We start from the raw sequence: 23,778 nt of genomic DNA, 5'->3' as shown, positions 1-23,778 counted from the left end.
CACGGTGATCGATTGGTGCCGGGGTAGCGGTACCAGTCGTCCGATCTTCACGTGATGGCGCTCGGTGCTAGCGGAGGGGTTAGTACACGTAGGCGCTGTTGGCTGTTAGGCCTACTGGGGACGCCAGTTGGTTGGGGAATACGTACTGGAATGGGCCGCTGAGGGTGCAGTTGGTGGAGGTGTAGAGGACGGCGGTTTTGGTGTTGCGGTTCACGGCGGATTTGACTCGGCCGCCGCCCCAGCCGTGGGCGGCGAGGTCCACGCATACGCCGGTCGGGTTGAGGGCGCTGGCGGTGAAGACGGTGCCGGTGAAGGAGGGGCCGTCGTACAAGCAGAGGGAGCCGGGGAACGGGCAGGGGGTGGCGGCGTTCGCGGGGGCGGGGAGCAGGATGGTGGCCGCGGCTACGGCGAGGGCGGTTTGGACCCATTTTCCCGGCATGTCGTCTCCTGTTGGTCGATAGGTGTTCGTCCTATCAGGAGCCCCGTAGGCGGGGTCAACAATGCGCGATAGTCGGGCGACCGACCATTTTCCCGGAAATTTCGTTGCATAGGGTGTCACCTGCGTTATCGGCCTGACCTGGTCTATCGCGTACAACTGGGACTCCAGATGAAAGCTTCACCGATCCATTGACTCGTGGAGTCTGGACGTGGAGCGGTCGTCTGTGTAATTTCCGGGACATGCCGGACTCGGGAGTGAGGCACGCCCGCGCCATCGCCAGTCGTTACCGATTGGTTCGGGAACTGGGGCGCGGTGGCACGGGTTCGGTGTGGCAGGCCCACGATGAGGTGCTTTCGCGGGACGTGGCGCTCAAGCGGGTGCCGGTCCCCGTGCACGCCACGCCGGCTGATCGAGACCAGGCGGCGCGCCGGATCCGGCGCTGGTCCAGGGCGACAGCGCGATTACGGCATCCATCCGTGATCCGGGTCCACGACGTCGTCGACGACTCCGACGGCCTGTGGATCGTCATGGAACTGCTCGACGTGGAGTCGCTGGAGGACCGGCTGGCCCGCCTCGGCCCGCTGCCGGAGCGCGAGGCGGCCCGGATCGTCCTGCACGTGCTGGACGCGCTGCGGGTCGCGCACGCGGCGGGAATCGCGCACGGCGACATCAGGCCGGCAAACATCCTCCTCGGTCCCGACGGGGAGGTGGTCCTGACGGATTTCGGCATCGCGCCGCCGTCGGGCTATCCGACGATCACCACTCGCGGGACGATCGTGGGCTCGTTGTCGTACATGGCGCCGGAGCGGATCAGAGGCGAGGAAGTCGGCGCGGAGAGCGATCTCTGGTCGCTGGGGGCGACGCTGTTCGCAGCCGTCGAAGGCGAGCCGCCCTACGACCGGCGCGACCCGGTGGCCGCGCTGACCCAGGAGCCACCGCCGGTGCAGCGGACCTGGCTGCTGCGCCCCGCCCTGCTCGGACTGCTCCGCCGGGATCGCGCCTCGCGGATCACGGCCGACCAGGCCATCGACCTGCTCACCATCGCGGTCGCCGACCTGGATCGGGAGATCATGGAAGTTCCCGACGCGGTCCGGAGCTCGGGGGAGTTCGCCTGGTTCATCCGTCGCGAGGACCCTGCTCCAGGACAGAGTGGCGAGGGAATTCCGCGCAAACGCGGCGCGCATGGCGTGACCTGGTGGGATCGGGGTTCCGCGGCGCTGCGGGAGGGAACCGCCTACTGGGCCGCCTGGCTGGAGGCCACCTACGGCGCCCCGGACGTCGTCCGTACCCCCACCACCTCCGGGCGACATGTCCGGAAATCTCGCTTCTTCGGGCTGTTAGGCCTCAAGGACTCGCGCGCCCAGACGGGGTTCACCGCCTCGCTGCTGAGCATGGTCGTCACCACGCTCGTCGCGTTCTCGCTCCCGGTCTCGGTCCCGTGGATGATCGTTCTGCCGCCCGCCTTCATGGCCCTGCTCGTCCTGATCGCTCCATCCCTGCCGGAATCCCTGACCCCGGACGCGGGCTGGCCGCGCTGGACCCTCGTGGCCGGCACCCTCCTGCCGTTCAGCGGCGTGACCATCCTGCTCGCCTCCGCCGGCGCGTTCCAGATCGCGATGATCGGCGCCGGCCTGTGGCTCGGCTACCTCAGCATGCTCACCTGGCGTCTCAGCCCGGTCGCCGCCGTCGCCCCCCTGGTCGGAGCGGCCATCTACCTGGTCAGCCTCGCCGTGGGCCTGCTCGAACTCTATTCCGGTACGCCCCTGCTGCGCCTGCCCGCCGCCATCCTCCTGGCCCAGGTCGGCGCCCTCGCCGCGGCCTGGTGGTCGGGCTGGGCGGCCTCGGTGGTCTGGCGGCAGCAGTACCGCCCGATCTCCCTGACCGCACTCCAGGAGAGCTCCTGAATGTCAGTGGGAACCTCTAGATTCTGACCCATGGGTGTGAGCGTCGACGAGTTCCTGGACATGCTGAACGAGCTGCCCGAGGTCACGCAGGGCCACGGCAGCGAGTGGATCTCCCTGAAGGTCAACGGCAAGGGCTTCGGCTATCTGTGGGAGCGAACCGAGACCGTGGGCCTCAAGTCGACGATCGAGGAGCAGTTGGCCCTGGTGGCAGAACGCCCCGACATCTTCGAGATCCAGTTCACCGCCGGGCGGTTCGGCTGGGTGGTCGTGCACCTGACCAAGATCGACCGCGAAGAGCTCTTCGAACTGGTCACCGAGGCCTGGCGTCTCACCGCCCCCAAACACCTGCTCCAAGCCGCCGGCCTGGATGATCTCCCCTAATATCAGGCCCATGATCCCCGACCTTCCTTTCCGTCCCACGCCCCTCACCGACGAGGAGGAGGCCCGCTTCCGATCGGTGATGACCGGCGAGGTGATCCGCCACCTCACGACCTCGGGCACCTTCTCCATCTCGGCCGACACCCCGGAAAGCCGCGCTCGCTTCCAGGACATCGCCCGCCTCGTGAGCGACGCCCTCCACCGCCCGGTGACCAGCTACTCCAACGGCCGCCGGATCACCATCACCTTCCCTCCCGACGCCACCGCATAGCAGCCCGTCCGAGAAACAAGCAGGTCTCGGGTTACTCGCCGTTATCCGGCGATCGGCTCCGTGCGGTTCTGGTCAGGGGATGGCCTGGCGGATGGTGTGGAGGGCCGAGGTCAGGATGTCGGCTGGCTGGGTGAGCGAGATTCGGAAGCAGCCGGGGGCGGTGGCGGAGTAGACCTCGCCCGCGGAGACGAGGATCTTGTGCTGCCGGAGGCGGTCGGTGAGTTGCAGGCCGGTCAGGCCGGTTGCGGAGGCATCGGCCCAGGCGTAGAAGCCGCCGAGTCGGCCGGGGGAGTGCGCGGGAATCAGGTCGCCGAGTACGCGCTGGGCCAGGGCGTAGCGTTCGGCGTAGCAGGCGGAATGGTGGGTGGGGGTGGGGCCGCGGCCGTCCAGGGCGGCGATGGCGGCGTATTGGGCGATGGCGGGGGCGCAGCCGGCGGTTGTTCCGTGGAGGGCGGCGACATGGGCGCGGTACGAGGGTGGGGAGGTCAGGGCGCCTACCCGCCAGCCGGTCATCGCGTGGCTTTTGGAGAAGGTGCGGCAGGCGAAGGTGAGGTCGGGGCCGGTGGTCAGGGGTGAGGGGGCACGGGTGCCGTCGAAGACGATGGACTCGTAGGCCTCGTCGCTGAGGATGGTGGCGCCGTGGGATCTGACCAGGTCGACGAGGGTGGCCAGCAGGTCGGCGGAGGCGACGGCGCCGGTCGGGTTGGCGGGGGAGTTGACGACGACCAGGCGGGCGCCCGCGGTGAGTCCTCGGTCGATTTCGTCCAGGTCTAGGAAGGCGGCGCCGCCTGGGCCCTGGCGGTAGGTCAGGACGGGGATTCCGAGGGACGCGGCCAGCACCCGGTAGTTGGGCCAGGCGGGGTCGGGAACCAGCAGTGGACGGCCGGGGGAGCAGACGGCCGCGATGGCGACAGCGACGGCGCCGGTGCCGCCGATCGTGATGACCACGTCCTCGGGGGAGGGGCGGTGGCCGGTCGCGGTGGCGATGTCCTCGGCCATCAGGGTACGGAGTTCGGCCAGGCCGAGCTTGGGCGTGTAGCCGGTCCGGCCTTCGGCGATGGCCGCGATGCCGGCCTGGCGGATCGCCGGGGCCACCTGCTGGTCCGGTTGGCCGACGCTCAGGTCGATCTCGTCGGCGAGCGGTGCGGCGGCCATCATCCTGGTCACTGCCGAGTCAGGCAACGGTCTCCCCCAATCGGTTCGACCGACACCGTACAGGCCCAAACATGTCTAAAACATGTCGATATGGGCGGAAGAAACATTAAGGGTACATATCGGCAATTCTGGTGAAACGGGGTGGGCCTCGAATGCCTCTCGGAGGGCGGAGATGGCTCCGATTCTCCGGCGAGCAATCCCTACCAGCCAGGAGGACCCGCCCATGACCGCTGCCCGTGTCCGTTCCCGCCAATCGATGATCGTCGCCGTTGTGTCGGCGGCCCTGACCCTCGGCGTGACGTCCTGTTCTTCGTCCTCGGACTCCGCGGGTGCGGCGGCGTCCGCCCCAGCCACGTCCGCCCTCGCCACGCTGGTCGCAGCGGCCGATCCGTCGCTGGTGCCGTACAACTTCCTCGACGACGACGGCGCGACCTGGAAAGGGCTCAACGTCGACCTGGCCGCGGCGCTCGGGGAGAAGCTGGGCCGGACCATCACGTTCGAGAACGTCGCGTTCGACTCGATCATCCCGGGGCTCACCTCCGGCCGGTACGACCTCGCGCTGACTGGGATGTTCGACACCAAGGAGCGGGAGAAGCAGGTCGACTTCGTCGACTACATCACCTCCAAGAACAACTTCCTGATGAAAACGTCCTTCGCCAAGGACATCCAGGGGTTCGACGACCTGTGCGGGGTGACCGTGGGCATCCCCAGCGGGGCGCTGGAGGGGCAGTATCTGGACGAGGCGTCCAAGAAGTGCGTCTCCGGCGGGAAGCCGAAGATCACCGTCAACGAGTACAAGGATCTGAGCGCGACGCTGCTGGCGCTGACCAGTGACCGGATCGAGGTCACTCCGAACGACTCGGCCGCCAACGCGTACGCGATGACCCAGCAGCAAGGGCTCAAGGCCACCGGCGGCTACGCCACCGACGGCTACTTCGCCGCCGCGTTCCCCAAGAACAGCGCGCTGACCCAGGAGGTCAGGGATGCCTTCGCCGCGATCATCAAGGATGGGGCCTACGGCAGGATCCTCCAGACCTGGGGAGTCGACGACCGGGGACTCACCGAGCCCCTCATCAACTCCGCGGCCTTCTAACCCGCCGATGGTTCAACGACCGGTGATATCGGCAGCCGAACACCACAAACCTGTCGACCAGGATCACGTCGTCGTCCCGCGGTCCAGGCCATGGCGCTGGGTGGGGATCGTGGTGATCCTCGTGGTGACCGCCCAGGTGGTCTCCTCGGTGCTGACCAACCCCAACTACCAGTGGGACATCGTCGGAAAGTACCTTTTCGACAGCCGGATCCTGGCCGGTCTCGGCACCACGCTGCTGCTCACCACGGTGGCGATGGCGCTGGCCTGCCTGCTCGGCCTGGCGCTGGCGTTGATGCGCCGGGCGGACAGCAGGATCCTGCGCGCGACCGCCGGCGGCTACGTCTGGCTGTTCCGCGGCACGCCCGTGCTGGTCCAACTGATCATCTGGTACAACCTGGCGATCCTGGTCCCGGTCATCTCCATCGGGATCCCGTTCGGCCCGCAGTTCTGGGCCGCCGAGACCAACGACCTGATCTCGCCGTGGACGGCCGCCATCCTCGGGCTCGCCCTGAACGAGGCGGCCTACCTCTGCGAGATCATCAGGTCCGGGATCACCGCGGTCGACCACGGCCAGACCGAGGCGGCTCAGGCGCTCGGCATGAGCCGTACGCACAGTTTCCGCAGGATCGTGCTGCCGCAGGCGTTGCGGGTGATCGTCCCCCCGGCCTCCAACGAGGCGATCGGGCTGCTCAAGTACTCCTCGGTGGTCAGCGTGATCGCGCTGCCCGAACTGCTCTACGCCGGACAGCTCATCTACGGCCGCACCTACGAGACCATCCCGGTGCTGATCGTGGTCAGCATCTGGTATCTGGCCGTCGTCACCCTGCTGACCTGGCTCGAACATCGGCTGGAGCGGCGGCTCGGGGCCGGTTTCGCCGCGCGGCACGGCTCGGCGGCGCCCTACCGGGCGGGGAGGTGGAGCCGATGGCTGGCCCCGAACCGGTGACCGCGCGGGACGAGCCGCTGGTCCGGCTGACCGGCGTGCGGAAGCGCTTCGGCGACCACCAGGTCCTGCACGGCGTCGACCTGGAGGTGGCGCGCGGCGAGGTGCTCTGCCTGATCGGCGCCTCGGGGTCCGGCAAATCCACCCTGCTCCGGTGCGTCAACCACCTGGAGCGCCCCAACGCGGGACGGGTGTACGTCGGCGGCGAGCTGATCGGCTACGAGGAGCGCGGCGGGAGGCTGCACGAGCTGCACGAGCGCCGGATCCGCGCGCAGCGGGCCCGGATCGGCATGGTCTTCCAGCATTTCAACCTGTTCCCGCATCTCACCGTCCTGGAGAACGTGATCGAGGCTCCCACCCGGGTGAACCGGCAGCCCCGGGAGCCGGCGACACGCGCGGCCCGTGCCCTGCTCGACCGGGTCGGGCTGGGCGACAAGGTGAACGCCTATCCGCGCAGCCTGTCCGGCGGGCAGCAGCAGCGGGTCGCCATCGCCCGCGGGCTGGCCATGCGCCCCGAGCTGATGCTCTTCGACGAGCCGACCTCCGCGCTCGACCCGGAACTGGTCGGCGAGGTCCTCGACGTGATGCGCGACCTCGCGGCCGGCGGCATGACCATGATCGTGGTGACCCACGAGATGGGTTTCGCCCGTGAGGTGGCCACCCGGGTGGCCTTCATGGACGGCGGCCGGATCCTCGAGCAGGGCACGCCGCGCCAGGTTCTGGCCGATCCCCGGCACGAACGCACCCGATCCTTCCTCTCCAAGGTGCTGTAGATCGTGATGACCTCACCCGCGTACGGCCGGCCCGCCCGCATCATGACCCGCAGGGAGGCCGCCTTGCTCTCCCCGACGGTGCTCTGCAGCGAGCCGGACCGCCCGGCGCTCGCGCCCGTGGCGGCCCTCCAGGGGCAACGGGAGTGGGCGGTCGGCGCGTTCGAGGACGTCCAGCGCGCCGCGCACCAGGCGTCGGTACGGGAGACCAGGCTGGTCCTGATCGCCGGAGCGAACCCGGGCTGGCTGCTCAGGGCGACCAAGTCGCTGCGCGCGGCCTGCGCCTCCCCGATCGCCGTGGTGGCGGGGCCGCTCGACCATGACCAGGTCCTCGCGCTGCTCGGCGCCGGCGCGAACCTGCTGATCGACCGGCATTGCGGCCCCCGTGAGGTGCTCGCCCGGCTGACCGCGCTCTGCCGGGGAGCGCGCCGCGACGAGACGCTGCGGATCCGCTGGCTCCAGGCCGGCGAACTCCGGGTCGACCTGGGAGCCCGCCGGTGTGTGCTCGGCGAGGACGCGGTCCAGCTCAGCCAGAACGAGTTCGACCTGCTCGTCTACCTGATGCGCCGGTCGCAGCAGACGGTGCCGCCGCACGAGATCGTGCACGGGGTGTGGCGGTGGAAGCACGGGGACGGGCTGAACACCCTGCGCATCCACATCGGGCGGCTGCGCCGCAAGCTGGGCGACACCCCGTCCGGATCGCGGTGGATCGCCTCCGTACGCGGGGTGGGTTACCAGTTCCTCCCGCCGGTGGCCGAGTTCGGGGACGACCGGAGCGAGGAGCGGCTGCGCGAGACGGTGGCCACACTCAACGCCCAGAACGACGCGCTCTATTCGATCGTCGACAACCTGCTCGCCATGCCGGACGTGACCGCGCTCGCCGACGCCGTGGTGCGCTGGGCCGTGGACCGCAACTTCTGCGACGCGGCCACCGTGTTCCGGCTGGGGCGGGACGGCCGGGGCGCGGACATCTCCACCCTGGTGGCCTCGGCGGGGATGTCGTCCCGGTGGACGCAGTCGCTGGCCGCCGGGCATCCGGTGGAACCGGGGTTCATGGGCGCGCACGCCTATCGGAGCGGCAAGGTCGTGCAACTGTCGGACGTGAGCAGGCTGGCCGGCCGCTTCCCGGTGACCGCCCGGATGTCGTCGGCCGAGGACCTGCACGCCTGTGTGCTCTTCCCGCTCTTCGTCGGCGGGCGGGTCTGGGGGGACCTGGCCTTCGTGAGCCGTACTGTCCGGGCGTTCGACCCGGCCCGCACCGCCTTTCTGCGGGCGGTCGCCGGCATGGTCTCGCTGGCGCTGGCCGCCCTGTACGGGAGCGGGGGTGACGGCGGTGCGGAGGATGACTGACGCCGACGTGGCGGCGGCGGGCATCGAGCCGCGGACGCTCACCGCGGCGGTGGCCGCCGCGCTCGCCGACCTGGGGGCGGGGCTGGCCAGCCAGCTTCCCAAGCAGACCCTGTCCACCGGCGACGGCGGCTTCTTCCTCACCGTGGCCGGCGTAGTGCCCGCACTCGAACTGGCCATCAGCAAGTGGGCGTCCTACCGGCCAGGACGCGCCGGGTCCCCGGGGGTGTCCACCTCGGCCATCCTGGCCACCCGGTACGGCGACGCCGCCAACCTGGCGTTCATCGAAGGGATGCTGGCCACCTGGCTGCGTACCGCCGCCACGGCGACCGCGGCCGCCCAGGCGCTGTGCGCGGAGCCGCCCGCCCGGCTGGCCCTGGTCGGCTTCGGGCCGACCAACCAGTGGACGCTCCGCTACCTGGCGGCCGTGCTGCCGCCGCGCGAGGTCCGGGTGGCCGTACGGTCCGCGGCCTCGGCGGCCCGGGCGGAGGCGGCACCCGGAATGCTGCCGGAGAGCTGCCCGGTCTCGGTCACCACCGATGTGGCGGCGGCGGTGCGCGGCGCCGATCTCGCCGTGTCGGCGACCGGCGCGCGGACGGCGCTGGCCGATCTCGGCACGCTGGCGGAGCGCGGGGTCGCGGTGAGCCTGGACGGCAGCCAGACCTGGCGCACCGGCGCGCGGGACCTGGTGGTGACCGACCGGGCCGCCGACGCGACGGCGATCTTCACCCCCGGAGCATGGCCTGGTCACGGGGAGGGCCGCCGGGTGCTGGCCGACCTCGCCGGCTCGGCGGTGGCGGACGTGGCGCTGGTCGCGGCGTTGCTGGGGATTACCCGCGGGGAGGCACGGCTGTGATCGCCGTACCCGCCGTCGAGAGGTCCCACCAGGCCGGTCCCGCCGCGGCACTGGCCGTGGCCGCCGCGTTCAGCGCCTTCCCCAGTCCTTTCTACCGGGACTACGCGGCGCTGCTCGGCGGCGGGGCCTGGCCGACCGCGCTGCTGTTCAGCGTGCACGGCGCGACGGTCGCCGGCGTGATGGGCCTGGTCGGGACGGGGCGGCTGGCCGGCCTGATCGCCCGCGCCGCGCCCCGGCGGGTGCTGGCCGCGGCGATGGTCGTCGACGCCGCCGCAGGGCTGCTCTATCTGGTCTCCCCCGACCTGGCCGTGCTGGTGACGGCGCGGATCGGGACGGGAGTCGCGCTCGGCGTCGTCGCCCCGGTGGCCACCTCGGCGCTGACGGCGCACCCGCGCGGAGCGTCGATCGCCACCGCCTGCCTGCTGGGCGGGGTGGGAGCCGGCGCGTGCTGCGCCGGGCTGGCCGCGAGCCTGGGGAACAGGAACGCCGCCTTCGGCGCCGGGATCGCGCTGCTCGTGACTACCGCGCTGATGGTGGGCCGAAATCGGGCGCCATTGTCGCGTCCCAGTGAGGGCGGCAGACAGGCACGCGACCCCGGCACGACGCCGCTCGCCGCCTGCGTGGTGGCATTCGCCGCCAACGGTGTGCTCGGTCTGTTCACCTCGGTGCTTCCGGGGGAGGTCGCCGCAGCCGCCGGCCGGGACGGCGACCCGCTGATCACCGGCGCTGTCGTGGCGCTGGTGCTGCTGAGCGCCGCAGCCTGCCGGCTGCCGGCCCGGCCGGTGGGCGCGCTGCCGACCGGGGCGCTGCTGGTGGTGGGCGCCGGCGGGCTGGCGGCCGGATGGGCCGCCGGCGTGCTCTGGCTCGCGCTGCTCGGCGGGGCGCTGCTGGGCGCCGCCGCCGGATTGGGCTACGCCGCGGCGGTCCGCGCCGCCTCGACAGGCAGGAACGGGGCGGCGCGGCTGACCGCGCTGGCCAGGGTCCAGTTCGGCGGCCAACTCGGCCTGGTCCTGCCCGTGCTGATCTACGCATCCGTCAGGTAAAGGAAATCGATCATGATCAACCCACTCGCCCAGGCCGGGCATCACGGAGGAGGCGGTCAGGCGTGCGCGTGAGCTTCGACATCGGAGGCACCTTCACCGACCTGGTGCTGCTCGACGAGCGGACCGGCCTGGCCTGGCTGGGCAAGTGCCTGACCACCTACGACGACTTCTCCCGCGCCATCGAGCAGGGCGTCGGGGAGGTGCTGGCCGCCGCGGGCGCGACGGCCGCCGACATCGACCGGCCCGCGGTCGGCGCCACCACCCTGGTCACCAACGCGCTGATCGAACGGCGCGGAGCCCGGACCGCGCTGGTCACCACCCGCGGCTTCCGCGACGTGCTCGACATCGGCCGGGAGTGGCGCTATGACCTCTACGACCAGCGGCTGGCCAGGCCCGACCCGCTGGTTCCCGGCGAGTTGCGGCTGGAGGTCGCCGAACGGCTCCGCGCGGACGGCACGGTCGAGACCGCCCCCGACCCGGCGGACCTCGCGGCGGTGGCCGACCGGCTGGCCGGACTGGGCGTGGAGTCGGTCGCGGTCTGCCTGATCAACGCGTACGTGGACGGCGCGCACGAGCAGGCGGTCGCCGCCGCGCTCGCCGAGCGGCTGCCGGGCGTCCCGGTGACCCTCTCCGCCGAGCTGGCGCCGATCATCAGGGAGTACGAGCGCACGGTCACCACGGTCGCCAACGCGTACGTCCGCCCGGTGGCCGGTGAGCACTTCCAGGACATCGAACGTGCGCTGACCCGCCTGGGCCTGGCGGTGCCGCTGGTGCTGATGCAGTCCAACGGCGGCGTCGTCACCACCGGGACCGCGCGCCGCCACCCGCTGCGGCTGCTCGAGTCGGGACCGGCCGCGGGCGCGATCGGCGCCGCGCACATCGGGACGCTGCTCGGGGTGCCCGACCTGATCGCCTTCGACATGGGCGGCACCACCGCCAAGGTGTGCGTGATCACCAACGGCGAGCCTGGCGTGCTGTCAGGCTTCGAGGTCGGCCGGGTGCACCGGCTCAAAGCCGGCAGCGGCCTGCCGGTGACCATGCCGGTGGTCGACATGCTGGAGATCGGCGCCGGCGGCGGCTCCATCGCCGCACTCGACGACCTCGGCCTGCTCAAGGTGGGCCCGCACAGCGCCGGTTCCCGCCCAGGCCCCGCCGCGTACGGCCTGGGCGGCGACCTGCCGACGGTCACCGACGCCGACACCGTGCTCGGCTACCTGGACCCGGACTACTTCCTCGGCGGCCGGATGCGCCTGGACGTGGGCGCCGCCGGGCGGGCGATGACCGAGCACCTCGGCGCGGCGTTCGGCGGGGATCCGCTGGCCGCCGCGGCCGGCGTGGTCCGGGTGGTGGACGAGCACATGGCGCTGGCCATGCGGGTGCACGCCACCGAGCGCGGCCACGACCCCCGGGATTTCACCATGGTGGCCTTCGGCGGCGCCGCCCCCGTGCACGCCGCCAGGGTCGCCCGCATCCTCGGCATGCGCCGGGTGGTGGTGCCCAGCGCGGCGGGAGTGCTGTCGGCGACGGGACTGCTGGTGGCGCCCCCGCTGGTCGAGGTGTCCCGCACCCAGCTCACCCGGCTGTCGGCCTGGCCCGCCGACGCGGTCGAGCAGGTCTTCGCCGACCTGCGCCGGCAGGCGGAGGCGGAGCTGGCAGAACCCGCCGTCCGGTTCGAGCACGCCGCGGACATGCGCTTCGCCGGCCAGGGGTTCGAGATCGACGTGCGGATCGAGCCGGGGGACGGCCCGGCGGAGTACGCGGCCAGGTTCGCCGCCGAGTACAGCCGGATCTACGGCGTGCCGGCCGAGCACGGCGACGCCGAGGTGGTGACCTGGCGGATCCGCGCCTACGGCCGTTTCGACCGGCCCGAGCTGGTGCGCACGGTGCCGCCGGCGGCCTCGGGCGGGGCCGCGGGCCGGACCAGGCGGGTGTGGTTCCCCGAGACCGGCCTGGTCGATGCGCCGGTGCTGCGCCTGCTTGAGGAGCCGCCCGGCACCCGGGTGGTCGGGCCCGCGGTGTTCCAGATGCCGGAGAGCACCGCCGTGGTCGGCCCCGGCGACCTGGCCGAGATCGACGAGCACGGCAACCTGCACATCGCCGTCGCAGGATCATCCGGCCGGGCCGTGACCGAGCGGAGCGGGACCGAGCGGAGCGGGGCGACGGCATGATGCTCGACGAGATCCGCGGCTACCTGGCCGCGGCCGGGCTGCCCGGCCGGGATCCGGACACCCCGCCGACCAGCACGGGAAGGTTCGCCGACGGCGGCTGGTACAAGTGGGAGGTCGCCGGTGCCCTGCTCGGCCCGACCGTGCGCGCGCTGGCCGGGCGGTTGCGGCCGTACGGGATCAGGCTCCACCAGGTGACCAACACGGTCGGCACCATGCGGCTGCTCGACGCCGAGCTGGCCGACCTGGTGGCGGCGTGCGCCGAGCACGACGCACAGCTGAGGGTCGCGATCGGGCCGCGCGGCATGTTCGACATCGGCGGTCAGCGGCTCGCCGCCGGGGAGGTGGCCGCGGCCAGCGCCTACCGGCTGCGCGGCATGGAGCAGGTGGTGCGCGCCGCCGACGACGCGCTGCACGCCGCCGAGCTCGGGGTCCGCGGCTTCCTGGTCTTCGACGAGGGCGTGCTCTGGCTGCTCGACCGGATGCGGGCCGACGGGCTGCTGCCCGACACCGTACGGCTGAAGGCGTCCTCCAACATGGGCGCGGGCAACCCGCTGCACGCCAGGCTCCTGGCCGGCCTCGGCGCCGACTCCGTCAACCTTCAGCGTGACCTGGACCTCCGCATGATCGCCGCGGTCCGGCAGGCCACCCCGGCCGCGCTGGACCTGCACACCGACAACCCGCGCGCCACCGGCGGCTTCGTCCGCGGCTACGACGTGCCGGAGATGGTGCGGGTGGCCGCGCCCGTCTATCTGAAGTCGGGCAACGCCGCCCAGGACTTCGCCGACGAGGCCCCCAGCGAGGAGGCGGTCGGCCGGATCGCCCGGCAACTCGCCCTGGACGCGCAGCTCCTCGCCCGGCTGTTCCCTGAGGCCACCCCGTCCGACACCAGAGAGCTCTAGGAGACCACCATGATGACCTGGGATGCCGCGACGCTGCAGATCGTCTGGCAGCGGCTGATCTCGGTCGCGGACGAGATGGCGGCGGTGCTGCTGCGGACGGCGTTCAGCTCCGTCGTCCGCGAGTCCAACGACCTGGCCTGCGCGGTGCTCACCGCCGACCTGGACCTGCTGGTCGAGTACGGCAGGTCGGTGCCGGTGTTCACCGGGACGGTGGCAGGCACGGTCCGGGCCATGGTCGAGGAGATCGGCCGGGACCGGCTGGAGCCGGGCGACGTGCTCGCCACCAACGACCCGTGGGTCGGCAACACCCACCTGCCCGACCTGACGGCCGCCACCCCGGTCTTCCACAACGGGGAGATCGTGGCGTTCGTCGCCAGCATCTGCCACCTCTCCGACATCGGCGGCGCCTCCGAGGGCGCCTTCGCCCAGGACATCTTCGAGGAGGGCTTCTGCCTGCCGCCCGTGAAACTGGTCGAACGCGGGACCCCGAACGCGCTGATCCGGCGGATCCTGGCCCGCAACGTGCGGGTGCCGCGGCAGGTGCTCGGCGACGTGGACGCGCTGGTCGCGGCCAACGCCCTCGGCGTGCGGCGGATCACCGCGATGCTGTCCGACGACCCCGACCTGGACCTGACCGAGGCGGGCCGGCGGATCTGCGCCGCGACGGAGTCCGCGGTGCGCACCGCCATCCTGGGCATCCCCGACGGTTCCTACGGCGCCACGGTCGAGCTGGACGGGTTCGAGGAGCCCAAGCAGATCACGGTGACCGTCGAGGTCGCCGGGGACACGATGGTGGTGGACTACGCCAGCACCTCCGGCCAGAGCAGGTACGGCATCAACTCCGGCTCGCCGACCCTCGGCTACACCCGGTACGGCCTGGCCTGTCTGCTCGCGCCCGACCTGCCCAACAACGAGGGCGCGCTCCGCCCGGTCACGATCAAGATCCCGGACGGCTCGTTGCTCAATCCGGACAAACCCGCTGCGCTCAGCGCCAACTTCCCGGCGCACGCCATCCCGGCCGTGCTCTCCCGCGCGCTGCTCGGCCCGCTGCCTGCCAGGGTCGCGGCGGCGGCCGGCACCCCGTTCTGGGTGGTCGGCGTACGCGGCAGGGACGACGCCGGCCCGTTCGCCTCGCTGCTGTGCTTCAACGGCGGGCAGGGCGCGTGCGAGGGCCAGGACGGGCATCCCACGCTCAGCACGCCGAGCAACGTCTCCAACACCCCGGTGGAGGTGATCGAGGCTCAGACGCCGCTGCTGGTGGAACGGAAGACGATCGTGCGGGGCTCCGGCGGCGCGGGGGCCTGGCGCGGCGGCGACGGCCAGGAGGTCGTGCTGCGCAGCCTGCATGACGAGCCGCTGGACATCATCTTCCTCACCGAACGGATCGACCATCCGGCGCCCGGCCTCGCGGGCGGCGCGGACGGCCTGCCCGGCGCGCTGCGCATCGACGATGTGCCGGTCGCCGAGCCCAAGAGCCGGACGGTCCTGGCCCCCGGGTCCCGCATTCTGCTCCGCACCCCCGGCGGCGGCGGATTCGGCACGCCGTGACGTCCTTTCATCCGCCTATTGAGTCCCATGGAGACCCTGCAATGACCGACACAATGACCGACACCGGGACCGCCGACCGCAACGGCTGGACCTCGACGGGCACCACCTTGGTCCCGCCGCGTGGCAGGCTGGCGCTCAAGCTTCGCGCCGGGCAGACGCTGACCGTCGTCGACGTGCGCGGCCAGCAGGTGATGGACCTGATCGCCGCCATGGTGGATGACCAGGACGAGCGCCTGTCCTGCATGTTCTCCCGGGTGAGTTCCGGCAGATGGGACCTGAAGGAGGGCCACGTGGTCTACTCGACCAAATGCGCCCCCATGTTCCGGGTGGTCCACGACGACAACGGCATCCACAACATGACCGGCGGCTACTGCTCGCAGTGGTCCAACGCCATCCGGTACGGCACCGGCCAGACCTTCACCTGCTACGACAACCTGACCGCCGACTGGGCGGAACTCGGGCTGGACACGCAGAAGATCTCCCCGGACATGTGCATCTCGCTGTTCATGAACATCGCCCACCACCCGGACGGGCGGATGGAGATCAAGGAACCGACCACCTCGCCCGGCGACCGGATCGTCCTGGAGGCCCTCGCCGACGTTTACGTCGGCCTGTCGAACTGCCCCGAGGAGCACAATCCGTGCAACGCCTACCACCTCACTGAGATGGAGGTGACCGTGAGCGGGGGACCGGCCGACGAGACGTGATCAATGTGGCACACGCCCAGCCTCATGGCCGGGCCCACTTGTGCCGGTGGCGGCACGCTCGGGCCGCGTTCGACTTTAGAAGGGTTCCGTCAGGGGGACCGGGTCGGGGCGGGCGCAGGTGGTGGTGATGGGGATGGCCTGGGCTGTGGTGGTGGAGGTGAGGAGGGATTCCATGATGTCCAGGACGTGCAGGGCCAGGGGTGCTGAGGCACGGGGGAGTTCGCCGGGTGGCGTGGTTGTGAGGTCGGCCAGGCCGTAGCCTCGGGAGGCGTTTTGGTAGCCCGCCCGGGTGGGCAGGGGCTGCCAAGTGCCGTCGATGGGGTGGATGAGGACGTCGCCGTCGAAGGTGTTGGGGTCGGGAACGATCAGGGATGCTTTCTCGCCGTGGACTTCGATGGGCGCCGCCCTGGTCGCGGCGGCGTCGAAGCTCATCACCAGCGTGGAGAGAGCGCCGGAGTCGTGAATGAGGATTCCGGTGACGTGCGTGTCGACGGTCACGGGGATCGTCGCGCCCGCGCGCGGGCCTGAGGCGATGGTCCGCTCGGGGCGGGCATGACCGGCGGCGCCGCTAACCCTGCTAACCGGGCCGAGCAGGTGGATCAGCGCAGTGATGTAGTAGGGCCCCATGTCGAGAAGCGGGCCGCCGCCGGGAGCGTAGTAGAAGTCGGGATTGGGATGCCAGCGTTCGTGGCCAGGAGTGACCATGACCGCGGTGGCGGCGATGGGCGTGCCGATCAGGCCGTCGTCGACATGTCGGCGGGCGGACTGGACCCCCGTGCCCAGGACGGTGTCGGGCGCGCAGCCCAGGCGCACCCCTGCGGCTGCCGCGGCGCGCATGACCTGCAGGGCTTCGGCTTTGGTGGCGGCGAGCGGCTTCTCGCCGTACACGTCCTTGCCCGCGGCGATCGCGGCCAGCGCCACACCGGCGTGCGCGGCCGGGACGGTCAGGTTGAGCACCACATCCACGCCGGGGTCGGCGACCAGCTCGGCTACCGGCAGGGCACGGGCGTCATTGGCCACGGCCACCGCCTCCGCCCGCGCGGCGTCCAGATCCGCCACGGCCGCCAGGCGCAATCCGGGCAACCGCCCGATAGTCGCCGTGTACGCCCCTGAGATCGCCCCGCACCCGACGATCCCGACATTCACCTGCTCGCCCATGCCATCCCTCGCTCGATGACGGTACGGACGCTGGGGTCCCGGAGCACGTTCAGGTCATGGCCGGGCGTGGCGACGAAGACGCGGCCCGCACCCCAGCTCCTGGTCCAGATGGCGGGCACGGTGACCGCGCGATGCCACGGAGCGCGGGCCGGATGGGTGGTCGTGGCGAGCACGTCGTTGTAGTCGTCGGCGAGCACCCAGTACTGCTCGGTGACGAGGTCGAAGTCAGCCAAGCCCGTGGTGATCGGGTGATCGGCCGCCTCGGGCAGCATGGTCACGCGATACGGGATGAAACAGTTGTCCTGCGCGCCGTCCACCTGCTCGTGCGGCGGCTTCGCCGGATGGCAGGCGAACTGGCCGCCGACCAGGTGCAGGTAGTCGGGGTTGTTCCGGAAGGAGTCGACGATGCCGCCGTGCCAACCGGCCAGACCGGTCCCCGCGCTTACGGCGGCCGACAGCCCGGAACACTGCTCAGAGGTGATCTCGCCCATCGACAGGCACTGCACGATCAGGTCGACGGTCGCCATGTACGCGGCGTCCGCGTAAGGTTCCGGCGAATCGCACACGCGCACGTCGAAGTGCTGGTCGCGGAGGTAGGGGATGAACAGGTCGGTGGCGGCGACCGGCTGGTGCCCTTCCCAGCCGCCGCGGACCACAAGGGCATTCCGGTTCTCGTTCACGAGGCCAATCCGGTCAGGGGACTCCACTGCCGGAATTATCCCCGAATAAGCGGATCAGGGGAAACCCTTAACGGTCCGGGCGGCGTGGTGGGGGTTACCGCTTACCGCCCGGACCGACCGGTTCACGGCCTGGGGCGGCCGTAGTCGAGGGGGAGGGCCTGCAGGCGTTCGACCGGGATCTCGGAGAGCACGAGGTATTTCTCCACGCCGTCGGGGACCAGGTCGGTGGGGTCGAAGAGCAGGGTGTAGGGGTCGACGCCGCCGTTGCTGGCCATGTACGGGCGAGGGTCTTCGGCGTAGGTGACCAGGGCGCCGCCCTTGTCGGTCATGATCAGGCCGTACTCCTGCATGGCCCGGGCGATCGTGCGGGCGGCGGGGCTGGTGAGGGTGCTGACGTCGAAGGTCGGGTCCAGGCGGAAACGCTGGCCCTCGCACGGGATGTCGGCGCCTTCGACCCAGCCGTCGTTGCGGGAGGCCGGCCAGGAGTTGCAGTTCGCTCGGGTTCGCACCGTGACGATGTTCAGGGCGTGGTCGATGCGGCCGCGGCGGAGCTCCTCGATCCGGATCGAGAACGCGCCGAAGGGCAGGCCGGTGGCGGTCGCGCCGAGCGGGTTGTCGAAGATGCCGGGGTTCTTGGAGTAGTGCTCGATCTTGCCGCCCCAGCAGGCCGACCAGTTCCCGGCGGCGTCCTTCTCGGCGCGCCAGAAGTCCCAGTAGGTGTCGGTGGACGGCTGGTAGATCGCGACCGAGGCGTCGGTGCCCTTGGAGACGATCATGTCAGGTGGGGTGGGGACGGCGGCCAGGCTGTCGGCGATCACCGGGGCCAGGTGGGGGAGGTTGAGGCAGTCGGAGAAGGTCCACTTCTTCTTCGGGGTGTGGCGGCCGACGGTGTAGATGGGGGCCGAGTATTCGTCGGTGTTGATGGCCCACGAGCCGAAATTCTGTTCCTTGTCGAGCTTGATGTTGTCGACGATGGCCTGGGAGTTGGGCGCGAGTCGTACATAGCGGGGGATCTTCGTATTCCACGGGCCCTTGGCGGAGAAGCCGTTGGTGGGGCCGTGGTGGGACGAGGCGAGCGAATGGCCGGGCAGGGCCAGGATGGCGGTGGCGATCAAAGCGATCACTGATCGTCTGCGCATGAGGGGTCAGGCCTCCTATTAATGAGAAAGACGTGATCTGGCAGCCGCAGCGGCGGATCACCTCGACGGTGTCCATGCGGCTGGTTGGGATGGGTTTCTCGTTAATACGGGGTGGGTTTGACGATCAGCGTAGGTCGCGGGTGCTGCCGGGGCTTCCGGGGTGAACCCCAGGGATTTCGTGTGGCCACCCTGGTTCTGGCAGCACCTGGCGGAGTTCGTCGCGGGTGCCGATGTCGAGTTTTCTGAACACGTTGGTGAGGTGGAATTCGATGGTTTTCACGCTGAGCACCAGGCGTTCGGCGATCTCCCGGTTGGAATTCCCGGCGGCGGCCAGCGTGACGACCGCGCGTTCGGCGGGGGTGAGAGCGGCCAGCGCGGCCGGGGGCGCGTCCAAGGTCATTCCGGCCTGGCTGGCGGCGTCCAGGGTCTGGATTATGTAGGCGTTCGCGCCGATCGCGGTGAACCGTTCAATCGCGATACGGAAGGAACGTTCGGCCCCCGCGCGGCGGCCCAGCGCGTGCAGGCACCGGCCGACGGACAGTTCGATCCGCGCCGCTTCCAGGCGCATGCCGGTCTCCCGGGCGATTCGCAGGGCGACGCGGTATTCGTCCAGCGCCTCCTGGTGCCGTCCGGAAGCGGCCGCGATCTGGGCCTTCACCCGGGCCACACACATCTCGACCGACCTGCGGCGAGACGACCCGAGCCGAACCTGGAACCGCGCCAGCGCTTCGGCGGCTTCGGTGGCTCTTCCCAATCGCGAAAGCGCGTCCGCCAGCACCGGCCCGAGCAGGTGCGTGCCCGGCTCCTCCACCGGATAGATCGCCTCCGCCTTCTCGGCCGCCGCCAGCAGCCACGCCGCGTCATCCCTGGCCTGAGCGAGTACGGCTTGCGCCGCCGCCGCGTACACGACCCCCGCCGGGGTTCCCACCTGGCGCGCCCACCTGGTGGCCTGCTCCGCGTGAGCCTCGGCCCTGGCCCATTCCGCCTGCGCCGCGAGCGGATAGCAGGCGATCGCGTGCAGCATCGCGTAGTCCCAGACGCGGCTGTTGTCCTCCGCGTCACCGACCGCGAGCTCCGCGTGCAGCACGGCCTCGCCGAGCGCGCCCAGCCGGTATTCGGCCTCCCCGAGAAAGCCCAGCGCCTGCCCCACCCGCAACGGCTCGCCCCGCGTGGCCCGGTTCACCGCCGACGCCAGATCGCTCCGGCCGCCCTCCAAGTCATCGGTCCACAGCCGGATCATCCCCCGCGCCACCAGCCCGTCCAGCCCCGACGGCGCCCCCGGCGCGTCCACCCCCGCGAGCGCGGCAAGCGCCTCCCCGCTCCGCCCGACCACCGCCAGCCCGATCGACTTCGCAAACCACGCGAACGCCGCGACCCACGGCTCCTTCGCGGTCGCCACCGCCGTCGTCGCGTGCTGAATCATTTCCGGGTACGACACGGTCAGCACGCCGAGGATGGTCAACTGGGACGCGATCCTGGCCTCCAGATCCACGGGCTCCCGCACGTGCCGCTCACCCGACACCAACGCCCGCCGCAACGCCCCCGCCGCTTCGCCAACCTGCCCGGTCAGCAAAAGCTGATATCCCAGCACATAGTCGGCCCACCGCCGGATACCGTCCCCGGACGACAGGTCGGCGACCTCGCCCGGCCGAGAGATTCCGTCCCCCCGCGACCGGTCGGCGACCCCGCTTCGTCGTTGGATGCCGCCTTCCGATGAGAGGCCGACAACGCCGCTCGTTCGAGGGATGCCGCTGTCCGATGTGAGGCTGGCGGCCTCGCCCGGTCGGGGGATTTCGTGCCCCGATGGCCGGTCGGCGATTTCGCTTTGTCGCTGGATGCCGCCTTCCGATGAGAGGCCGACAACGCCGCTCGTTCGAGGGATGCCGCTGTCCGATGTGAGGCTGGCGGCCTCGCCCGGTCGGGGGATTTCGTGCCCCGATGGCCGGTCGGCGATTTCGCTTTGTCGCTGGATATCGCCTTCCGATGAGAGGCTGGCAACCTCGCCCTGATATTCCAGGCTTGTCGCGATATCCCCTGCTACCAGCAACGCCTCGACCGCCGCCAGTAGCCGAGGTCCCCGCGTCGGCCCTGCTGGCGTCAGTTCCAGGGCATGGCGCCACAGCATGGCCGCTAGTGGTATCCAGCCCTGGGCCAGTTGATCCCGTGCTGCCCGTTCGACATCTCTGGCCAGTTCCTCGTTCTGCCCTTCGGCACCGGCGATCCGATGCCATAGCGCTCCGGCTCCACCCCGCCGCGCGGCCCGCCGGTGCAACTCGCGCCGCCAGCCGCGATCGATCTCGTGATAGACCAGCCCTCGCACCATCGTTCCGGGAAATCCCAGCTCCATTCCTGCCGAGCCGGGCACCTCCTCCAGCAGGCGAAGGTCGATCGCCTCGGTAACGGCCTTTCTGAAGGTCTCCTCGGCAACTGGCGATCCGGGTATATCCCCCAGTGGGCCCGGCTCGATCGCCTCCGTGGCGAGGGTCGGCGTTTCCATCAGGGTGCGGAGGGCGGTGAGGGTGGATTTGGTGCCGAGGACGGCAGCCGCGGCGAGGACGTTTCGGGTCGCGGGGGAACATCGTTCGAGGTGGGATCTGAGGGTGGTGGTCAGGGTTCGGGGAGCGGGGAGAGGGCCGTGGCCGTAGTTGATGGCGTGGAGGGGGAGTTCGTTCAGGAGGTGGCGGGCGTGCAGGGGGTGCCCGCCGGTGTGGGTGTGGAGGCGGGCGGCGCCGCCGGGGGAGAGGCCGGGGTGGCCGTGATCGACGGCCAGGCGGATCAGGTCGGGGGCGGTCAGGCCGTGGAGGGAGAGGCGTAGGCCCCGGTCGGAGTCGAAAAGGCGGCGCCAGTTGTCGTCGAGGGTCGGAGCAGGGCCGTCGTGGATGATGCGGTCGAGCGGGCCGGGCGTCTGGTGGATCACGATGAGCAGGATCGGGTCGGCCAGCAGGCGGCGGGCGGCCAGGCGGATGGTGGCCAGCGAGAGGCGGTCGGCCCAGTGGGCGTCGTCGATGACGAGGATCAGATCCTTGCGGTCCTGCAGTTCGCGGGCCAGCGCGTGGCCGATGAACACGGGGTCCGCGCGCGCCTCCCAGGGGGTGCTCGGGGATCCGATCGCCGGGAGGGCTTGGGCGATCTGGGTGAGCACACCCCAGGGGAGATCGATCTCCGCTTCGTCGCCGCTGGCCCAGACGAGGGATTCCGGTTTGGCTTCGCGGAGGAAACGGCGTACTAATGCGGTTTTCCCGATACCCGGATCGCCGTCGATGCTGATGATCCGTGTCTCGTTGTGCTGGGCGCTCTCCCAGGCCTGGTTGAGAACGGCGAGTTCGCGTTCCCGCCCGACGAAACCACTTTCCGGCACGATCACGCCTCGCCTCCGTGGACAACCGTCGTACGCACGATTGAACCGCTGAACGGCCGTTAAGGCGGAGCGTTCGGTTTGATCGGCGGTGGTTGGACGCGGCGGCCGTGGATTCGGATCGAATCCCATTCACCGACAGTGCCACAGGGCATCGCGGAAGGACACGGTCAGAGGTCGTCGGCGCACATGTCGGTCGCCACCGCCATTGAGGCGAAATATCGAGCTAAATCAGCATATGTGGGGCACGTGCCCGGGCCCGGGTGCGCCGGGTGCCGGGTCCGGGCACGTGCGGTCAGCGTTTCGTTGGGGTCGAGATTCCTCGAGTCAGGATTCCTCGGGTCAGGATTTTGCGGTCAGGGTTCGTCGGTGTCAGAGTTCGTCGGGGTCAGCGTTTCTTCGGGGTCAGGGGAGTTCGAAGGCGGGGGTGAGAGCCGCGCCGCGGTGGGGTTTGTACTGGTCGTAGCCGCGCGGGTTGCACTGGAGGCCGCCGTTGATGCAGTGCGTGACCAGGGCCTGCAGGATGGCGGGGTTGTCCCAGGCGTTGAAGAAGTCGTAGTGCCAGGTGTAGCCGCGCCCGCTGGAGAGGCGGGCCTGGGTGAGGTCGCCGCTCGCCGGGAAGGCGATCTTGAATTCGAGCATCGGTACGGCGACCGGGTGGGACTCCGGGCAGTAGCCGCTGACCGGGTAGGACATGTGAGACTTGTGGTTAGCGCTGTCCAGGTTGACGCCGTCCCAGCAGCTGGGCGCCTGGTAGCGGACGTTCACCTGGCTCCCCGCCGGGCAGTTGGTCGGAATATCCCAGCTAAAGGAGATATTTCCGCATTCGAAGCCTTCGACGGTGCCGGGGGAGTCGCGGAACTGCTCCAGGGTCGCGGTCGGGCTGCCGACCACGAACCGCAGCCCCTGCGGGAACGACTGGACCCGCCAGTATTCGAGGATGCCGGACTTGTAGTAGATGACCTGGTCACCGATGGGCTGGATCAGGTCGGCGCCCTTGTAGAAGCTCGGGAACCAGTAGGCGGAGCGGTCGTGCGGGTTGGTGCAGGAGGTGCTCCCCGCGAGGAGGGACGCCGCCGTGCTGCTCGCGTTGGTCGTGGTGTTGCCGACGAAGGTGTGCATGTGGGACGCGCCCGGCAGGCCCGGGTAGACGATCGGGTCGTCCGGGCGGTTTTGGGTGAAGGCGCAGTTGGCCTGGAACTCGTGGTGGGTGACCTCGTCGGTGAAGGTCGGGCTGGGCATGGGGGTGGAGCCGCTGCCGCCGGTGCCGTACACCTTGAACTCCCAGAGGGAGTAGCCGTAGCCGGTGCCGCGGGCGGTGCCGTACATGCGGACGTAGCGTCCGGAACCGGTCACGTTGAGGGTCTGGGTGCCGCCGGTGCCGGTCGTGGTGGAGTAGATGTCCGTCCACGTGGTGGTGTTGGGGGATGTCTGGATCTTGAAGCTCTTGCCGTACGCGCCTTCCCAGGCCAGCACGACCTGGGAGATCGTCGCCGTGGCCCCGAGATCGACCTGGATCCACTGCGGATCGCTGAACGCGCTGGCCCACCGGGTCCCGTTGTTCCCGTCGACGGCCGCCCCGGCTCCGTAGCCCCCGCCCTCAGTGGACGACGCCGAAGCCGGCCGACCCTGCGACAACAAACTGTCCGCCGCCGACGCGGTGCCGACGACCGTCAGTCCCGCGCCGACCAGCGCGACCAGGGTGGCGACGACCAGGCCTAACCGATACCGACCCGATCTTCTGGATGGATGCACAGCCTCTCCTTACGCATGGGGGGTGCCCCGCCGTCCAAACGGACCACGAGGGGGAGAGCGCTCTCCAGTGAGACTGTCCCTCCTTATCCGACCTTGTCAAGACACCCGACTCGCTCAATCCGAAATCCCCAGTTCACACGCGTGAAACCGGTGTGATGGTACGACCGCTC

General features: G+C 70.5%; 20 protein-coding genes. 13 read left to right on the top strand and 7 right to left on the bottom strand.

All coding sequences use genetic code 11. From position 1 onward, the window contains the following. Positions 1-79: 79 nt before the first annotated feature. Positions 80-439: a peptidase inhibitor family I36 protein gene (locus Amac_RS40275; RefSeq protein ID WP_155359691.1), complete on the bottom strand. Its 360-nt coding sequence runs from the start codon at positions 437-439 to the stop codon at positions 80-82. 239 nt (positions 440-678) lie between these two features. Between Amac_RS40275 and Amac_RS40270 the strand changes: the two genes are divergently transcribed. From Amac_RS40270 to Amac_RS40260, 3 genes are read left to right on the top strand one after another with little or no spacing between them, the layout of a single operon-like run. After that, on the top strand, positions 679-2,343 hold the full coding sequence (locus Amac_RS40270) for a protein kinase domain-containing protein (RefSeq protein WP_155359690.1): 1,665 nt from the start codon (positions 679-681) through the stop codon (positions 2,341-2,343). Between the two features lie 30 nt (positions 2,344-2,373). Next, a complete protein-coding gene (locus Amac_RS40265) occupies positions 2,374-2,724 on the top strand; it encodes an MmcQ/YjbR family DNA-binding protein (RefSeq protein WP_155359689.1) in 351 nt (116 codons plus the stop codon). Positions 2,725-2,734: 10 nt separating this feature from the next. Next, positions 2,735-2,992, top strand: coding sequence for a hypothetical protein (locus Amac_RS40260; RefSeq protein ID WP_155359688.1), 258 nt, complete (start codon positions 2,735-2,737; stop codon positions 2,990-2,992). Between the two features lie 72 nt (positions 2,993-3,064). Here Amac_RS40260 and Amac_RS40255 read toward each other — a convergent pair whose 3' ends face one another. Next, positions 3,065-4,174 carry a pyridoxal phosphate-dependent aminotransferase gene (locus tag Amac_RS40255; protein ID WP_155359687.1) on the bottom strand — a complete coding sequence of 370 codons (1,110 nt, stop codon included), beginning with the start codon at positions 4,172-4,174 and terminating at the stop codon, positions 3,065-3,067. A 196-nt stretch (positions 4,175-4,370) separates the two neighbouring features. Here Amac_RS40255 and Amac_RS40250 point away from each other — a divergent pair, with 196 nt between their 5' ends. The 10 genes from Amac_RS40250 to Amac_RS40205 all read left to right on the top strand — a co-directional run bounded on the left by Amac_RS40250 (position 4,371) and on the right by Amac_RS40205 (position 15,521). After that, entirely contained in the window at positions 4,371-5,240 is an 870-nt protein-coding gene (locus Amac_RS40250) for an ABC transporter substrate-binding protein (RefSeq protein ID WP_170322909.1), read from the top strand. 109 nt (positions 5,241-5,349) lie between these two features. Next, positions 5,350-6,186: an amino acid ABC transporter permease gene (locus Amac_RS40245; RefSeq protein ID WP_170322908.1), complete on the top strand. Its 837-nt coding sequence runs from the start codon at positions 5,350-5,352 to the stop codon at positions 6,184-6,186. After that, positions 6,165-6,956: an amino acid ABC transporter ATP-binding protein gene (locus Amac_RS40240; protein ID WP_155359684.1), complete on the top strand. Its 792-nt coding sequence runs from the start codon at positions 6,165-6,167 to the stop codon at positions 6,954-6,956. The genes Amac_RS40245 and Amac_RS40240 overlap by 22 nt, the downstream gene beginning before the upstream one ends. 6 nt (positions 6,957-6,962) lie before the next feature. Beyond that, entirely contained in the window at positions 6,963-8,303 is a 1,341-nt protein-coding gene (locus Amac_RS40235) for a winged helix-turn-helix domain-containing protein (protein WP_246269019.1), read from the top strand. After that, positions 8,296-9,156, top strand: coding sequence for a hypothetical protein (locus Amac_RS40230; protein ID WP_155359682.1), 861 nt, complete (start codon positions 8,296-8,298; stop codon positions 9,154-9,156). The genes Amac_RS40235 and Amac_RS40230 overlap by 8 nt, the downstream gene beginning before the upstream one ends. Next, positions 9,153-10,199 carry a hypothetical protein gene (locus tag Amac_RS55580; RefSeq protein WP_155359681.1) on the top strand — a complete coding sequence of 349 codons (1,047 nt, stop codon included), beginning with the start codon at positions 9,153-9,155 and terminating at the stop codon, positions 10,197-10,199. Before Amac_RS40230 ends, Amac_RS55580 begins: the two co-directional genes overlap by 4 nt. Before the next feature lie 68 nt (positions 10,200-10,267). Continuing rightward, positions 10,268-12,367 carry a hydantoinase/oxoprolinase family protein gene (locus Amac_RS40220; protein ID WP_218041583.1) on the top strand — a complete coding sequence of 700 codons (2,100 nt, stop codon included), beginning with the start codon at positions 10,268-10,270 and terminating at the stop codon, positions 12,365-12,367. Then, positions 12,364-13,266, top strand: a complete 903-nt coding sequence (locus tag Amac_RS40215; RefSeq protein ID WP_155359680.1) for a U32 family peptidase — start codon at positions 12,364-12,366, stop codon at positions 13,264-13,266. Before Amac_RS40220 ends, Amac_RS40215 begins: the two co-directional genes overlap by 4 nt. Before the next feature lie 9 nt (positions 13,267-13,275). Continuing rightward, a complete protein-coding gene (locus tag Amac_RS40210) occupies positions 13,276-14,814 on the top strand; it encodes a hydantoinase B/oxoprolinase family protein (RefSeq protein WP_155359679.1) in 1,539 nt (512 codons plus the stop codon). A gap of 41 nt (positions 14,815-14,855) precedes the next feature. Then, the gene (locus tag Amac_RS40205) at positions 14,856-15,521 is read left to right on the top strand and encodes a DUF1989 domain-containing protein (protein ID WP_155359678.1); all 666 of its coding nucleotides are present in this window, start codon (positions 14,856-14,858) and stop codon (positions 15,519-15,521) included. 75 nt (positions 15,522-15,596) lie between these two features. Here Amac_RS40205 and Amac_RS40200 read toward each other — a convergent pair whose 3' ends face one another. From Amac_RS40200 to Amac_RS40180, 5 genes are all read right to left on the bottom strand, one after another. Further along, complete coding sequence (locus Amac_RS40200; protein ID WP_155359677.1) at positions 15,597-16,679, bottom strand: Gfo/Idh/MocA family protein; 1,083 nt, start codon at positions 16,677-16,679, stop codon at positions 15,597-15,599. Further along, a complete protein-coding gene (locus Amac_RS40195; protein WP_155359676.1) occupies positions 16,664-17,359 on the bottom strand; it encodes a ThuA domain-containing protein in 696 nt (231 codons plus the stop codon). Before Amac_RS40195 ends, Amac_RS40200 begins: the two co-directional genes overlap by 16 nt. Positions 17,360-17,481: 122 nt before the next feature. After that, positions 17,482-18,498, bottom strand: coding sequence for a DUF4124 domain-containing protein (locus Amac_RS40190; RefSeq protein WP_155359675.1), 1,017 nt, complete (start codon positions 18,496-18,498; stop codon positions 17,482-17,484). A 124-nt stretch (positions 18,499-18,622) separates the two neighbouring features. Then, positions 18,623-21,862: an AAA family ATPase gene (locus Amac_RS40185; protein ID WP_170322907.1), complete on the bottom strand. Its 3,240-nt coding sequence runs from the start codon at positions 21,860-21,862 to the stop codon at positions 18,623-18,625. Between the two features lie 396 nt (positions 21,863-22,258). Further along, entirely contained in the window at positions 22,259-23,608 is a 1,350-nt protein-coding gene (locus tag Amac_RS40180) for a DUF1996 domain-containing protein (RefSeq protein WP_155359673.1), read from the bottom strand. Between the last annotated feature and the right edge of the window lie 170 nt (positions 23,609-23,778).

The organism is Acrocarpospora macrocephala, assembly GCF_009687865.1.
In the GTDB taxonomy this organism is placed as follows: domain Bacteria; phylum Actinomycetota; class Actinomycetes; order Streptosporangiales; family Streptosporangiaceae; genus Acrocarpospora; species Acrocarpospora macrocephala.
This window is presented reverse-complemented; position numbering and strand designations above follow the sequence as displayed.